Genomic DNA, 13378 nt, shown 5'->3' on the forward strand with positions numbered 1-13378 from the left:
GGCGGCTTATGCAAGGTCGGTCATGACGCCTATGCTTAGGGGATGGCTTTCTACAATGGCGACGGTCGCCTTGCCGGGTCACCGGCCGCGATTCCCGTCGCCGCGGCAGGAGAATCGATGGTGAACGAAGCAATCAGAGGTCTAGACGGCCATGGCCGTGGCAACGTGAGCGAGCTGCGCGAGCGGATCCGCGCCCACTACGCGGCCGACGAGGCCGAGGTGCTCAGGGCACTGTTCGAGCGTATCGCCCTGTCGGACGAGGAGCGCCGGCGGGTGGCCGAGGCCGGCGCCAACTACGTGGCGCGGGTGCGCAAGGAAACCTCGCCGAGCATGATGGAGTCGTTCCTGGCCGAATACGGGCTCTCCACCGCCGAGGGCGTCGGCCTGATGTGCCTGGCCGAGGCGCTGCTGCGCGTGCCCGACGCCGAGACCATCGACGACCTGATCCACGACAAGATCGAGCCCTCCGACTGGGGCGCGCACCTCGGCAAGTCTTCCTCGTCGATGGTCAACGCCTCGACCTGGGCGCTGATGCTCACCGGCAAGGTGCTCGACGACGATCCCAAGGGCCCGGTGCGCGCGCTGCGCGGCCTGGTGCGCCGCATGGGCGAGCCGGTGGTGCGCACCGCGGTGGGCCAGTCGATGAAGATCCTCGGCCGCCAGTTCGTGCTCGGCCAGACCATCGAGGAGGGCATGAAGAACGCCCGCGAGCTCGAGAAGCAGGGCTACACCTACTCCTACGACATGCTGGGCGAGGCGGCGCGCACCGACGAGGATGCGCAGCGCTATCACGACGCCTACGCCAAGGCGATCAGCGCCATCGCCAAGCAGGCCAAGGGCGACGTGCGCGGCAGCCCCGGCATCTCGGTGAAGCTCTCGGCGCTGCATCCGCGCTATGAAACCACCCACCGCGACACCGTGATGAGCGATCTCGTGCCGCGCGCGCGGGAGCTCGTCAAGCAGGCGGCCAAGGCCAACATCGGCTTCAACATCGATGCCGAGGAGCAGGACCGCCTGGACCTGTCGCTGGACGTGATCGAGGAGCTGCTCTGTGACCCGAGCCTCGCCGGCTGGGACGGCTTCGGGGTGGTGGTGCAGGCCTACGGGCGCCGCGCCGCGCCGATGATCGAGGCCCTGCATGAGATGGCCGAGCGCTTCGACCGCAAGATCATGGTGCGCCTGGTCAAGGGCGCTTACTGGGACACCGAGATCAAGCTGGCCCAGGAGATGGGCGTCGAGACCTTCCCGGTCTTCACCCGCAAGGTCAACACCGACGTCAGCTACATGGCCTGCGCGCAGATGCTGCTCGATCGGCGCGACCGCATCTACCCGCAGTTCGCGACCCACAACGCCCATACCTGCGCCGCCATCATCGCCATGGGGGGCGACGACAAGGACAGCTACGAGTTCCAGCGCCTGCACGGCATGGGCGAGTCGCTGCACCATATCGTCAAGCAGTCGGAGGGCACGCACTGCCGCATCTATGCCCCGGTCGGTGCGCACCGCGACCTGCTGGCCTACCTGGTGCGCCGCCTGCTGGAGAACGGCGCGAACTCCTCCTTCGTCAACCAGGTGGTGGACGACACCATCCCGCCGAGCGAGGTCGCGAAGGACCCGGTGGCCGAGATGCAGCGCCTGGGTGACACCATCGCCAGCCCGTCGATCCGCCAGCCCGGCGAGCTGTTCGCCCCGGAGCGCAAGAACTCCCGGGGCTACCGGATCAACGAGCCGGCCTCGATCCGGCCGCTGCTGGCGGCGCGGGAGACCTTCGCCGACAGCACCTGGACGGCCGGGCCGATGCTCGCCGGCGGCCCGGCACCCCAGGGCGAGGCGCGCGATGCCCTGTCGCCCGCCGATACGTCGCGGGTGGTCGGCCAGGTGCATGAGGCGACCAAGGAGGAGGTGACCGCCGCGCTGGACGCTGCCGAGGAGGGCTTCAAGGAGTGGTCGGCACGCCCGGTCGCCGAGCGCGCCGAGGTGCTGCGCCGCACCGCCGATCTCTACGAGGAGCACATCGCCGAGCTGACCGTGATCGCCACCCGCGAGGCCGGCAAGATGATGTTCGACGGCATCGCCGAGGTCCGCGAGGCGGTGGACTTCCTGCGCTACTACGCCAACGAGAGCGAGCGTCTCGAGGCCGAGGAGCCCGGCAGCGCCCGGGGCGTCTTCGTCTGCATCAGCCCGTGGAACTTCCCGCTGGCGATCTTCACCGGCCAGATCGCGGCCGCGCTGGGGGCCGGCAACGCCGTGCTCGCCAAGCCCGCCGAACAGACGCCGCTGATCGCCGCCCGTGCCGTCGAGCTGATGCGCGAGGCCGGCCTGCCCGAGGCCGCGCTGCAGCTGCTGCCCGGCGACGGTCCGACGGTGGGCGGGCCCTTGACCAGCGACCCGCGCATCGCCGGCGTCTGCTTCACCGGCTCCACCGAGGTGGCGCAGATCATCCACAAGGCGCTGGCGCAGAACGCCGGTCCGGAGGCGGTGCTGATCGCCGAGACCGGCGGGCTCAACGCCATGATCGTGGACTCCAGCGCGCTGACCGAGCAGGCGGTGCGCGACATCCTGATCTCCTCCTTCCAGTCGGCCGGCCAGCGCTGCTCGGCGCTGCGCATGCTCTACGTCCAGGAGGAGGCGCGCGAGCGGCTCTTGACCATGCTCGACGGCGCCATGGACGCGCTGGTGATCGGCGACCCCTGGAACACCGACACCGACGTCTCGCCGGTGATCGACGCCGAGGCCCAGGCCGATATCACCGCCTACGTGGCGGCGGCCCGCAAGGCCGGCAAGCTGCTGAAAACGCTGCCCGCACCGGAGGAAGGCACCTTCGTCACACCGGCGGTGGTCGAGGTCGGCGGCATCAATGACCTCGAGCGCGAGATCTTCGGGCCGGTGCTGCACGTGGCCACCTTCAAGGCGCGGGAGATCGACGAGGTGGTCGATGCGATCAACGAGCGGGGCTATGGCCTGACCTTCGGCCTGCATACCCGCATCGATGATCGCGTGCAGCAGATCGTCGAACGGATCCACGTCGGCAACGTCTACGTCAACCGCAACCAGATCGGCGCCATCGTCGGCTCCCAGCCCTTCGGCGGCGAGGGGCTCTCGGGCACCGGACCCAAGGCCGGCGGGCCGCTCTACGTCACCCGCTTTCGCCGCACCGCCGAGGCCGAGCGCCTGGATGCGCCGACGGGCGAGGCCATGTCGCTCGGCGATCTGCAGTCGGCCCTCGACGGGCTCGATCCGCGCCACTGGGCGGCGCGGCCCGATCGGGTCGAGGTGCTGCGCCGGGCGCTCTCCGGCAAGCGCGGCGTGATCCGCAAGGCGCTGGCCGAGGCCGCGTCCCTGGACATGACGCCGCAGACGCTGCCGGGGCCGACCGGGGAGAGCAACCGGCTGGCGATGTACCCCAAGGGGCCGGTGCTCTGCCTCGGCCCGACGCTGGATATCGCCGTCGCCCAGGCGGTGCAGGCCCTTGGCGCCGGCTGTCCGGCATTGGTCGTCGCCCCGGGGGCGGCCGAGGCCGTGCAGCCGTTGCAGAGTGCCGGGGCGCCGGTCGCCGGGCTCGACGGTCGCGTCGCGGCCGATACGCTGACCGCGCTCGAGGGCATCGTGGCGGTGGCCGCTGCCGGCAGCAGCGACTGGACCCGCGAGCTGCGCCTGGCGCTGGCCGAGCGCGAGGGGGCCATCGTGCCGCTGGAGACCCAGACCATCGCGCCGGAGCGCTACGCACTGGAGCGCCACCTCTGCATCGACACCACCGCCGCCGGCGGCAACGCCAGCCTGCTGGCCACCGCCGAGTAGGCGCGCCACCCGACGGCTAAACCGACAGGAAAGACGGATAACACCGCGAGAGAAGCACAAGGGCCTGCGACGTCGTCGCAGGCCCTTTTTTAGATGTTTCGCGGCTCCTCGTGACGCCGTCAGCCCCGCTTGAGCTTGAGCACCTCGGCCACGGCGTGGCTGCCCTGGTAGCGAGTGAATTCGCGCTCTTGCTGGTCGGCGCCGTACATCGCCATCCGGTCCGCCAGCTCGTTGCCCTCCACCCCGGCGTGGCCCTTGACGTGGGCGATGGCGACCTTCGCCTTGAGGCGCTCAAAGAGGGCGTGGGTCGGCTGGATGATCTCCGGGTTCTTGATCGCCTGGCCGTCGGCCTTCTTCCAGCCGCGCTTCTTCCAGCCGCCGGCCCACTTGGTGATGGCGTTGATGGTGTAGGTGGAGTCGCAGTGGATGCGCACCGAGGCGCCCCGGGCGATCTCCTGCTCGGCGACCCGAAGCGCCTGGTGGAAGGCATTGAGCTCGGCGGTGTTGTTGGTGCCCTGGGGGTTGTGCAGCCCATACCATAGCTCGGCCAGTGACCCCTGGCGGTAGACGGCCATGCCCGAGCCGGCATCGCCGGGGTTGGGCTCGCAGGCGCCATCGCAGTAGATCTCGATATCGAAGCGTTGGCCCGGCTCGTCGCGTGCCGGCGCCGCCTGGCGCGGGCGCGTGGCGCCGTTCGCGGTCCCCTGGGTCTTAGCCCGAGCCCCGGCCCCGGTCTCGCCCGAGGCCTTGGGCCGTTTGGCGGGCGCGGCGCTGCCCGGCCCCTTGGCGAAGGCGGCCTCGGCCTCCTCCCGGGAGGGGAAGGACTTGTAGCGGGCCTTGGGGTAGCCCTTCACCTGGCGACTGCACTCGTCCCAGGTGCTGAAGATGCCGGTCTGTCGCCCGACCCAGACGACGTAGGACTTGGGGCCTTTCCGTGCTGCCATGCGGCGCTCCGTGATGAGGTGGCTCGGTGTCAGTAATGGCTGAGTCTGGCCGCACGCGGTCCAGAAGGACCGCCGTTCGCACTCGCTCGGCATCGACGCTCGGCACGCGGCGATGGCGCCGTCGCGACGCCGCCAATTCTACGGGAGCGGCGCGCCAGCTGCCGAGCCCGCTGCCATCGCCACGTCCCTGGCGGTGATTTTTAGGTACAAATGTCGCTTTGTGTATATTTATAGTCGCCTTGAGTCGAATCAAGGGGGCGAGATACCCCCACACTGTCGCCATTCCCATCCTAGAACCCCAGGAGGTCGATCATGAACCGCAACGTCATTCTGACCTGTGCCGTCACCGGCGCCGGCGACACCGCCGGCAAGAACCCCAATGTGCCGGTCACGCCGAAGCAGATCGCCGACAACTGCATCGAGGCCGCCCGCGCCGGCGCCAGCGTCGCCCACATCCACGTGCGCGACCCCGAGACCGGTGGCATCAGCCACTCCACCGAGCACTTCCGCGAGGTGATGGAGCGCGTTCGCGAGGCCGACGTCGACATCGTCATGAACATCACCGCCGGCGGCGGCGGTGACTGGGTGCCGGACGTCGAGGATCCGACCCGCGGCGGCCCGGGCACCGACATCCAGACCCCGGCCGAGCGCCATGCCCCGGTGGGCGAGCTGCTGCCCGAGCTCTGCACCCTGGACTGCGGCAGCCTCAACTTCAGCGACATGGTCTACGTCAACACCGCCGACTGGCTGCGCGAGCACGCCCGCCTGGTGCAGGCCGCCGGCGTCAAGCCCGAGCTCGAGTGCTTCGACCTGGGCCACGTCTGGTTCGCCCGTCAGCTGCAGAAAGAAGGCCTGCTCGACGGCGACCCGCTGTTCCAGCTCTGCCTGGGCATTCCCTGGGGCGCCGAAGCCGACACCGAGACCATGCTGGCAATGCGCAACAAGCTGCCGGAGAACGCCAACTGGGCCGCCTTCGGCATCGGCCGTCACCAGATGCCGATGGTCGCCCAGGCGATGCTGCTCGGCGGCCACGCCCGGGTTGGCCTGGAGGACAATCTCTACCTCGAGAAGGGCGTGCTGGCAACCAACGGCGGCCTGGTCGAGAAGTCCGGCACCATCATCGAGAACCTCGGCGGTCGCATCATGACCCCGGCCGAGACCCGCGCGCACCTCAAGCTGCGCGATCCGAACACCGGTAAGATCATGGGAGGTGAAGCATGAGCCAGCAGCTGACCGTCATCGGCACCGGCGTCATTGGTAACGGCTGGATCGCCCGGGCCCTGGCCCGCGGCTGGGACGTGGTCGCCTTCGATCCGGCCGAGGGCGCAGAGGCGCGCACCCGCGCCTTCGTCGACAACGCCTGGGGCTCGCTCGAGAAGCAGGGCCTGGCCGAGGGGGCGAGCCCCGAGCGGCTGCGCTTCGTCGCGAGCCTCGAGGCCGCCGTGGACGGCGCCGACCTGATCCAGGAGAACGTGCCCGAGCGCCTCGAGCTCAAGTGCGAGATCCTCGCTGCGCTTGACGCCGCGGCCGCGCCTGAGACGATCATCGGCTCCTCCACCTCGGGCTTCAAGCCCACCGATCTGCAGCGGGATTGCGCGAAGGTGCCCGGCCGGGTGATCGTCGCCCATCCCTTCAATCCGGTCTACCTGCTGCCGCTGGTCGAACTGGTGGGCGGCGAAGCGACCACCAGCGCGACTACTGACACCGCCCAGGCGCTCTACCAGGGGCTGGCGATGCGCCCGCTGGTGGTCAAGCGCGAGATCGAGGGTCACATCGCCGACCGCCTGATGGAGGCACTGTGGCGCGAGGCGCTGCACCTGGTCAACGACGGCGTCGCCACCACCGAGGAGATCGACGCTGCCGTGGTCTACGGCTGCGGCCTGCGCTGGTCGCTGATGGGCACCTTCCTGACCTTCCACTTGGCCGGCGGCGAGCAGGGCATGCGCCACATGCTCGAGCAGTTCGGCCCGGCGCTGAAGCTGCCCTGGACCAAGCTCGAGGCCCCGGAGCTCACCGATGAGCTGATCGACAAGGTGGTCGAGGGCTGCGAGTACCAGGCCGCCGGTCGCCCGGTCGCCGAGCTCGATCGCCGCCGCGACGACTTCCTGGTCGAGTTGCTCGGCCTGGTGCAGAAGTACTGGCCCGAGGCCGAAGGCCTGGAAGGGCGCATCTGATGGCCCTGATGGAGATCCGTGTCGCCTCCGAGTGGGTCGACTACAACGGCCACATGAACGACGCCGAGTACGCGCGGGTGTTCTCGCTGGGCGTGGAGGCGCTGATGGACGCCATCGGCCTCGATGAGGCCGGTCGGGCGCGCTATGGCTACACCCTCTTCACCCTGGAGACGCACCTCTGCTACCGGCGCGAGGTCCACGAGGGCCAGCCGCTGTCGGTCGAGGTGACGGTGCTGGCGCGCGATGCCAAGCGCCTGCACGTCTTCTTCACGATGCACGACAGCGAGGGCACGCTGCTCGCCACTAGCGAGCAGATGCTGATGGGCATCGACAGCGACGCCGGGCGCCCGGCGCCGTTCCCGGAGGCCGTGGCCGGCGTCATCGAGACGCTGCCCGCCGCCGCCGAGGGTGACTGGCCGGAACTCGCCGGCCGTCGCATCGGGCTGCCCGCCAAACGCTGAGCGTCTTCTGCCGTTACGCCAAGTACATGGACGCCAAGAATAAGAATCAGGTACCGCCCGGCCGAGGCCGGGCGGTTGACGGGATCGCCGGCCCGAGGCCCGGCTCAAGAGGATGACGTTATCGCTACTTCAACTCCCCCCAATCCGCCGACACGCCGTGCCAGCCATGAGGTCGAGACGTCGACCGACTACATGGTCACCGAGATTTCACAGGACGGCTTCTTCAGTGGCATGCACAAGGGCATGACCATCACCGCCGCGCTGCTGGTGCTGGGCTTCGTGCTCTTCACCGGCGTGATGCCAGACCTCGCCGGTGGCCTGTTCGGCACTACGCGTACCTGGATCGAGACCACCTTCAGCGGCTACTACCTGATCACCGTGATGCTGCTGCTGGTGGTCTGCGCTTACATCGTGCTCAGCCGCCATGGCAGTGTGCGCCTGGGACCCGATGACAGCCGGCCCGACTTCAGCAACTTCGCCTGGTTCTCGATGCTGTTCTCCGCCGGCATCGGCATCGGCATCCTGTTCTTCGGCGTCGCCGAACCGACCTTCTACTTCGACAACACCGGCGCCTTCGGCTACCCCAACAACCCCCATGCCGACATGGCCGGCGCGGCCGCCATGAACTACGAGCGGGCCATCGATGCGCTGCGCGTCTCGGTATTCCACTGGGGGCTGCACGGCTGGGCGATCTACGTGATCGTCGGCATGTCGCTGGCCTACTTCGCCTACCGCAAGGGCCTGCCCCTGGCGCTGCGCTCGGCGCTCTATCCGTTCATCGGCGAGCGCATCTTCGGCCCCATCGGCCACGCCGTGGATATCCTCGGCGTGCTCGGCTGCGTGTTCGGCGTGGCCACCTCGCTGGGACTCGGCGTCAGCCAGATGGCCGTGGGCCTGGAGCGCCTGATCGGCACCGACCCGGGGCTCAATTCCCAGCTGGTGCTGATCGCCGTGATCTCGACAGTGTCGGTCATCTCGGCGGTCTCCGGGGTCAAGCGCGGCATCAAGATCATCTCGGAGATGAACATCTGGGTCTCGGTGGCCGTGGTCGCGACCTTCCTGATCGGCGGCCCGACCCTGTGGCTGATCGGCGCCTTCGGCGATACCGTGCTCGACTACGCCCTCAACTTCATCCCCATGGGGCTGTGGTTCGCCGACGATCCCGGCACGACCGAGTGGCAGCAGGGCTGGACCATCTTCTACTGGGGCTGGTGGCTGGCCTGGGCGCCGTTCGTCGGCATCTTCATCGCGCGTATCTCGCGCGGCCGTACGCTGCGTGAATTCGTGCTCGGCGTGCTGCTGGTGCCGACGATGATCATCTTCGTCTGGCTGATCATCTTCGGTGGCAACGCCCTGCACCAGGAGCTCACCGCCGCCGGCGGCCCGGGCAGCGGCGGCATCATCGAACTGGTCAACGCCTGGAACCTGCCGGCCGCGCTGTTCGAAAGCGCCGACGGCATCGCCGGCACCGGGGCCTTCGGCTGGTTGCTCTCGGCGCTGATGGTGTTCCTGCTGATGAGCTGGTTCGTCACCTCGTCGGACTCCGGCACCCTGGTGCTGACCACCATCCTGTCGCTGGGCAACGAGGAGCCGCCGCAGCGCTTCCGCGTGTTCTGGGGCGTGGTGATCGGCCTGGTGGCCGCGACACTGCTGATGGCCGGCGGCCTCAAGGCGCTGCAGACCGCGCTGATCGCCGCGGCCCTGCCGCTGAGCGTGGTGATCCTGGTGATGACCGCCGGCGTGCTGGTCTCGCTGTTCCGCGAGTCGCGCCGCCGCGTCGGGGCGTCGCAGCGCCAGTGACCTGACGCCGCGTCCTTGCGCGGGTCGATGAAGGCGGCCGAGATACCCCCGGGTATCTCGGCCGCTTCCGTTGCACCGTCCCTGCCGCCTACAATCGGCGCTCGATGTCGGCCCACTCCTCGCCCAGGTGCTCCATGCGACTGAAGCCCCCCGCGTCCCTCCCGGAGCGTCTCGGTTTCCTGCTGCTGCCGCGCTTCGCCATGGTGGCCTTCTTCTCGGCCATCGAGCCGCTGCGCATCGCCAACCGCATCAGCGGGCAGACCCTCTTCCAGTGGGACCTGATCAGCCGCGACGGCGGGCCGGTCGAGGCCTCCAACGGCATGACGCTGGCAGTTGACGTTAGCCTTGCGAACGCGCCGATGGCGCCGAGCCTGGCGGTCTGCGCGAGCTTCGCCCCGGACGCCGCCGTCGACGAGACGCTGCTCGACTGGCTGCGCGAGCGGGCCGCCCAGGGCGTCACCCTGGGCGGCATGGACACCGGCTGCTTCGTGCTGGCTGCCGCCGGCCTGCTCGCCGACCAGACGGTGACCCTGCACTGGGAGAGCCTGCCGGAGTTTCGCGAGCGCTTCCCCGGGATCGAGGCGGTGGAGTCGGTCTTCGAGGTCTCGCCCTGCGGCTTCTCCTGCGCCGGCGGCAGCGCGGCCATCGACATGAGCCTCGACCTGATCCGCCGGCGCCATGGCGATGACCTGGCCGACCGGGTTCGCGAGCAGCTCGTCCACCACCAGGGGCGCCGGCCGGCGAGCCGCCAGCGCGGCCTGCCGGGCCAGGGCCTCGATCCGCTGCTCCATCGCGCCATCGTGCTGATGGAGGATCATCTGGAGGCGCCGCTTGGCATCCGCGCCCTCGCCGACGAGCTGGGGCTCGGCTGGCGCCGCCTGGAGCGCCTCTTCGAGCGGGCGCTCGGCTGTTCGCCCCAGCGCTTCTACGTGGAGCGCCGCCTGGCCCACGCCCATCGGCTGCTGCGCGAGACCCGCCACCCGATCACCCAGATCGCCCTGGCCAGCGGCTTCGCCTCCGCCTCGAGCTTCACCCGTGCCTTCCGCCGCCACCACGGGGTGACGCCGAGCCAGCTGCGCCGCGGCCCCGATCCGGGCTGACTGTCGAATCCTGCACAGTGGGTGTCGAATCGGGTCGCATCGCGCCCCGCCTCGGCTGTCATCCTGTGGCCATGCTCAACGCCAACGGGAGTCACGACATGACCACGCTACCCCTTACCCCCGACTACGACGCCTGGCCCATCGAGGCCGATCTCGAGCGCGTCGTCTTCACGCCGCGCCTGGTGACGGTGACCTGGAGCGACGGCCGGGTCAGCCGCTATCACAGCATCTGGCTGCGCGAGAACGCCGCCGACGACACCACCGTCAACCCGGCGACCCGGGAGCGCATCCTGGATCTCTCCACGCTGCCCGCCTGGCCGGAGGTCGAGGGCGCCGAGATCGACGAGGCCGGCGCGCTCTGTGTGGACTTCGCCGTGGAGGATCGCCGGCTGCGCTTCCACCCCGGCTGGCTGCGCGCCCACGACTACGACAACCTCCAGGATCCCGAGGCGCCGCTGGTGCCGGTGACCCACTGGCAGGGCGGCCCCGAGGCCGGCCCGGACACCCTCTCCGCCGCCGGGTTGCTCGACACGGCGCCCGACAGCGAGGCCGAGGAGGCGATCCTCGCCCCGGCGCTCGAGAGTGTGCTCGCCAAGGGCCTGGTGCGCCTGCGCGACCTGCCTACCGAGCCGGGCTCCCTGGAGGCCATCGCCCATCGCATCGGGCCGATCCGCGACACCAACTTCGGCGGGCTGTTCGACGTCCGGGCCAAGCCGGACCCGGACTCCAACGCCTACACCTCCATCGCCTTGCCGCCGCACACCGACCTGCCGACCCGCGAGTACCACCCCGGCCTGCAGATGCTGCACTGCCTGGAGAACAGCGTCGAAGGCGGCCAGGCGGTGATGCTCGACGGCTTCGCCGTGGCCGAGGCGCTGCGCGAGCGCCATCCCGACGCCTGGGAGACCCTGACCCGGGTGCGCTGGTGCTACGCCAATACCGCCAAGACCAGCGACTACGTCTGGTTCGAGCCGATGATCCGCCTGGACGCCCGGGGTGAGCTGCTCGAGGTGCGCATCGCCGACTTCCTGCGCGGCCCGCTGCAGACCGCCTTCGAGGACGTCGAGCCGGCCTATGAGGCGCTGATGACCCTGCAGCGCCTGCTGGGCGATCCGGCCTTCGCGATCCGCTTCACCTACCACCCCGGTGATCTGGTGATCTTCGACAATCGCCGCCTGCTGCACGCCCGGGACGCCTTCGAGGGCAGCACCGGCCGCCGCTGGCTGCAGGGCTGCTACATGGAGCGCGACGAGATCCGCTCGCGCTATCGCATGATCCAGCGCGCCCGGCGACGCCGGTGGGTCACCGCCGAGGCCTGAGGCCCCTGGTGAACGCGAAAGTGAGATCGCCCCGGCACTGCCGGGGCGATCTCGTTGGGTGGCTGCTATGTGTTGCTGCTAAGCGTCGCGTTGAGGGCACACCTCATAGCGTCATGAAGGGCGCGTCCTGTCGGTCGGTGAACTGGTAGACCTCATAGGGCGAGCGCTGGGGGCCAGGCATGCCGGGGGTGCCGATCGGCATGCCCGAGAGGCCGATGCCGTCGATCGCCGGGCGCTCCTCGAACAGCCGCTCCACGGCCGCCGTCGGCACGTGGCCCTCGATCACATAGTCGCCCATGGTCACGGTGTGGCAGGAGCCGAGCCCATAGGGCACGCCGGTGGCCTGCTTGACCCGGCCGAGCTCACGGTCGTCGACGACCGTGACCTCGACGCCCAGCGCCTCGAGGTGCCGGGCATAGCCGTCGCAGCAGGCGCACTGCGGGTTCTTGTAGAGGGTGGCCTGGGTCGGCAGGGCGGCCTGGGCGGTGCCGGCGCCCAGCAGCAGGGCGGTGGAGAGCAGCAGCGGCGGAGCGAAGCGGGTCATGAGCGATCCTCCCGGGAAGCGCGTGACGTGAACAGGGTCTTGGCGAGGGCCGCGATGCCGAGGCCCAGCAGCAGCAGGACGGCGAGCGGCATCAGCCAGCCCATCCAGCCCATGGAGCCCATCAGGGCGAAGCAGTCGGTGGTCATCATGGTGTGACTCCTGACGAGAGTGCGGAACGTTCCGGTGGCGGGCGGGATGCCGGCACCGAGCAGGCGAAGGGGCCGTCAGGGTCTGGGAGGGGGGCGAGCCGGCAGGGGAATGAAGTCGACCAGCGCCGGGTCGGCGTTGCCGGCCAGGGTGTCGGCCGCGCCGGCGGCGATGAGGGGCATGGCGGCCATGGCCGCGCAGGCGCCGCAATCGTCGTCGACGCCATCGACCATCTCCGCCAGCGTCGTCGCGCAGTCGACGCTGCAGGCGTCCATCGCCGCGTGACCCGAGAGGCTCGCCACCGACAGCAGCACCGCGAGCAGCAGCGCCAGCAGGCGTTGGCCTCGGGGGTGATGCGAGTGTCGAGCCGGTACGGTCATGGGTTACCTCGTCGTGGCAGCCCCATTGTGGGCCCAAGGGGCGATCGGCCATCTTGATCCAGCGCAAGCTTGGATCGCATCACCCGGCAGCGCCTAGCGGCATCAGGGCTGGCGCTGCCGGCCGGAGGCGCGCTGCTTGAGTTGTTCGCGCTGCTCGTCGGTCAGCAGGTCCTGCATCTGATTGTGCAGGCGCACCCGGTCCGCCATCATCGCTCCCTGCAGCTCGGCCATCTGGTCATGGAGGGACTTCACCTCGTCGGGGTCCGGCGCCTCGGCATGCATCTCTTCCATCAGCGCCATGCGCAGGTCCATCATCTGCCCCATGCGGTCGAACTGGGCGGGACGGTGCTGCTGCATCAGCTCACGCATCTCGCGACGCTGATCTGGCTCGAGCTCGAGTACCTGCATCATGCCGTAGCCCATCATGCCTGGGCCCATGCCGCCCTGCTGGCCGTAGCCCATCATGCCGGGCCCCATGCCACCCTGATGGCCGTAGCCCATCATGCCGGGGCCCATGCCGCCCTGTTGGCCGTAGCCCATCATGCCGGGCCCCATGCCACCCTGATGGCCGTAGCCCATCATGCCGCCGGCGCCATGTTGACCTTGATGCGTACCGTGAGCGGAAGCGGCGCCGCTGGCGGCAATGCCGAGGCCGGCCGCCAGGGCGATGGCGATGACGTGCTGGTATCTGACCATGATCGTTCTCCTCGT

The 13378-nt window shown here is 69.6% G+C and carries 12 protein-coding genes; 7 read left to right on the forward strand and 5 right to left on the reverse strand.

Annotation, left to right across the window (positions count from 1 at the left end):
- The first annotated feature begins 117 nt into the window (after positions 1–117).
- Positions 118–3798, forward strand: a complete 3681-nt coding sequence (gene putA / locus RSO68_RS07135) for a bifunctional proline dehydrogenase/L-glutamate gamma-semialdehyde dehydrogenase PutA (RefSeq protein WP_315585973.1) — start codon at positions 118–120, stop codon at positions 3796–3798.
- A gap of 119 nt (positions 3799–3917) precedes the next feature.
- Here the strand turns inward: putA and RSO68_RS07140 are convergent, their stop codons facing one another.
- Positions 3918–4742 (reverse strand): ribonuclease H family protein, encoded by an 825-nt coding sequence (locus RSO68_RS07140; protein ID WP_315585974.1) that lies wholly within the window; start codon positions 4740–4742, stop codon positions 3918–3920.
- Between the two features lie 312 nt (positions 4743–5054).
- Between RSO68_RS07140 and RSO68_RS07145 the strand changes: the two genes are divergently transcribed.
- The 6 genes from RSO68_RS07145 to RSO68_RS07170 all read left to right on the forward strand — a co-directional run bounded on the left by RSO68_RS07145 (position 5055) and on the right by RSO68_RS07170 (position 11596).
- The gene (locus RSO68_RS07145; protein WP_089850998.1) at positions 5055–5963 is read left to right on the forward strand and encodes a BKACE family enzyme; all 909 of its coding nucleotides are present in this window, start codon (positions 5055–5057) and stop codon (positions 5961–5963) included.
- Positions 5960–6916: an L-carnitine dehydrogenase gene (locus RSO68_RS07150; RefSeq protein ID WP_315585975.1), complete on the forward strand. Its 957-nt coding sequence runs from the start codon at positions 5960–5962 to the stop codon at positions 6914–6916. Before RSO68_RS07145 ends, RSO68_RS07150 begins: the two co-directional genes overlap by 4 nt.
- Positions 6916–7377, forward strand: coding sequence for a thioesterase family protein (locus RSO68_RS07155; RefSeq protein ID WP_089850994.1), 462 nt, complete (start codon positions 6916–6918; stop codon positions 7375–7377). Before RSO68_RS07150 ends, RSO68_RS07155 begins: the two co-directional genes overlap by 1 nt.
- Before the next feature lie 192 nt (positions 7378–7569).
- Positions 7570–9177: a BCCT family transporter gene (locus tag RSO68_RS07160; protein WP_315585976.1), complete on the forward strand. Its 1608-nt coding sequence runs from the start codon at positions 7570–7572 to the stop codon at positions 9175–9177.
- 134 nt (positions 9178–9311) lie between these two features.
- A complete protein-coding gene (locus RSO68_RS07165) occupies positions 9312–10277 on the forward strand; it encodes a GlxA family transcriptional regulator (RefSeq protein WP_315585977.1) in 966 nt (321 codons plus the stop codon).
- Positions 10278–10375: 98 nt separating this feature from the next.
- Complete coding sequence (locus RSO68_RS07170) at positions 10376–11596, forward strand: TauD/TfdA family dioxygenase (protein WP_315585978.1); 1221 nt, start codon at positions 10376–10378, stop codon at positions 11594–11596.
- Positions 11597–11699: 103 nt separating this feature from the next.
- Here RSO68_RS07170 and RSO68_RS07175 read toward each other — a convergent pair whose 3' ends face one another.
- The 4 genes from RSO68_RS07175 to RSO68_RS07190 form a co-directional block, all read right to left on the reverse strand.
- On the reverse strand, positions 11700–12140 hold the full coding sequence (locus RSO68_RS07175; protein ID WP_315585979.1) for a DUF411 domain-containing protein: 441 nt from the start codon (positions 12138–12140) through the stop codon (positions 11700–11702).
- The gene (locus RSO68_RS07180; RefSeq protein ID WP_315585980.1) at positions 12137–12289 is read right to left on the reverse strand and encodes a hypothetical protein; all 153 of its coding nucleotides are present in this window, start codon (positions 12287–12289) and stop codon (positions 12137–12139) included. Before RSO68_RS07180 ends, RSO68_RS07175 begins: the two co-directional genes overlap by 4 nt.
- Positions 12290–12364: 75 nt before the next feature.
- A complete protein-coding gene (locus RSO68_RS07185) occupies positions 12365–12667 on the reverse strand; it encodes a hypothetical protein (protein ID WP_315585981.1) in 303 nt (100 codons plus the stop codon).
- 102 nt (positions 12668–12769) lie between these two features.
- Positions 12770–13363 carry a Spy/CpxP family protein refolding chaperone gene (locus RSO68_RS07190; RefSeq protein ID WP_315585982.1) on the reverse strand — a complete coding sequence of 198 codons (594 nt, stop codon included), beginning with the start codon at positions 13361–13363 and terminating at the stop codon, positions 12770–12772.
- Between the last annotated feature and the right edge of the window lie 15 nt (positions 13364–13378).

Source organism: Halomonas saccharevitans (assembly GCF_032333995.1).
Classification (GTDB): domain Bacteria; phylum Pseudomonadota; class Gammaproteobacteria; order Pseudomonadales; family Halomonadaceae; genus Halomonas; species Halomonas saccharevitans.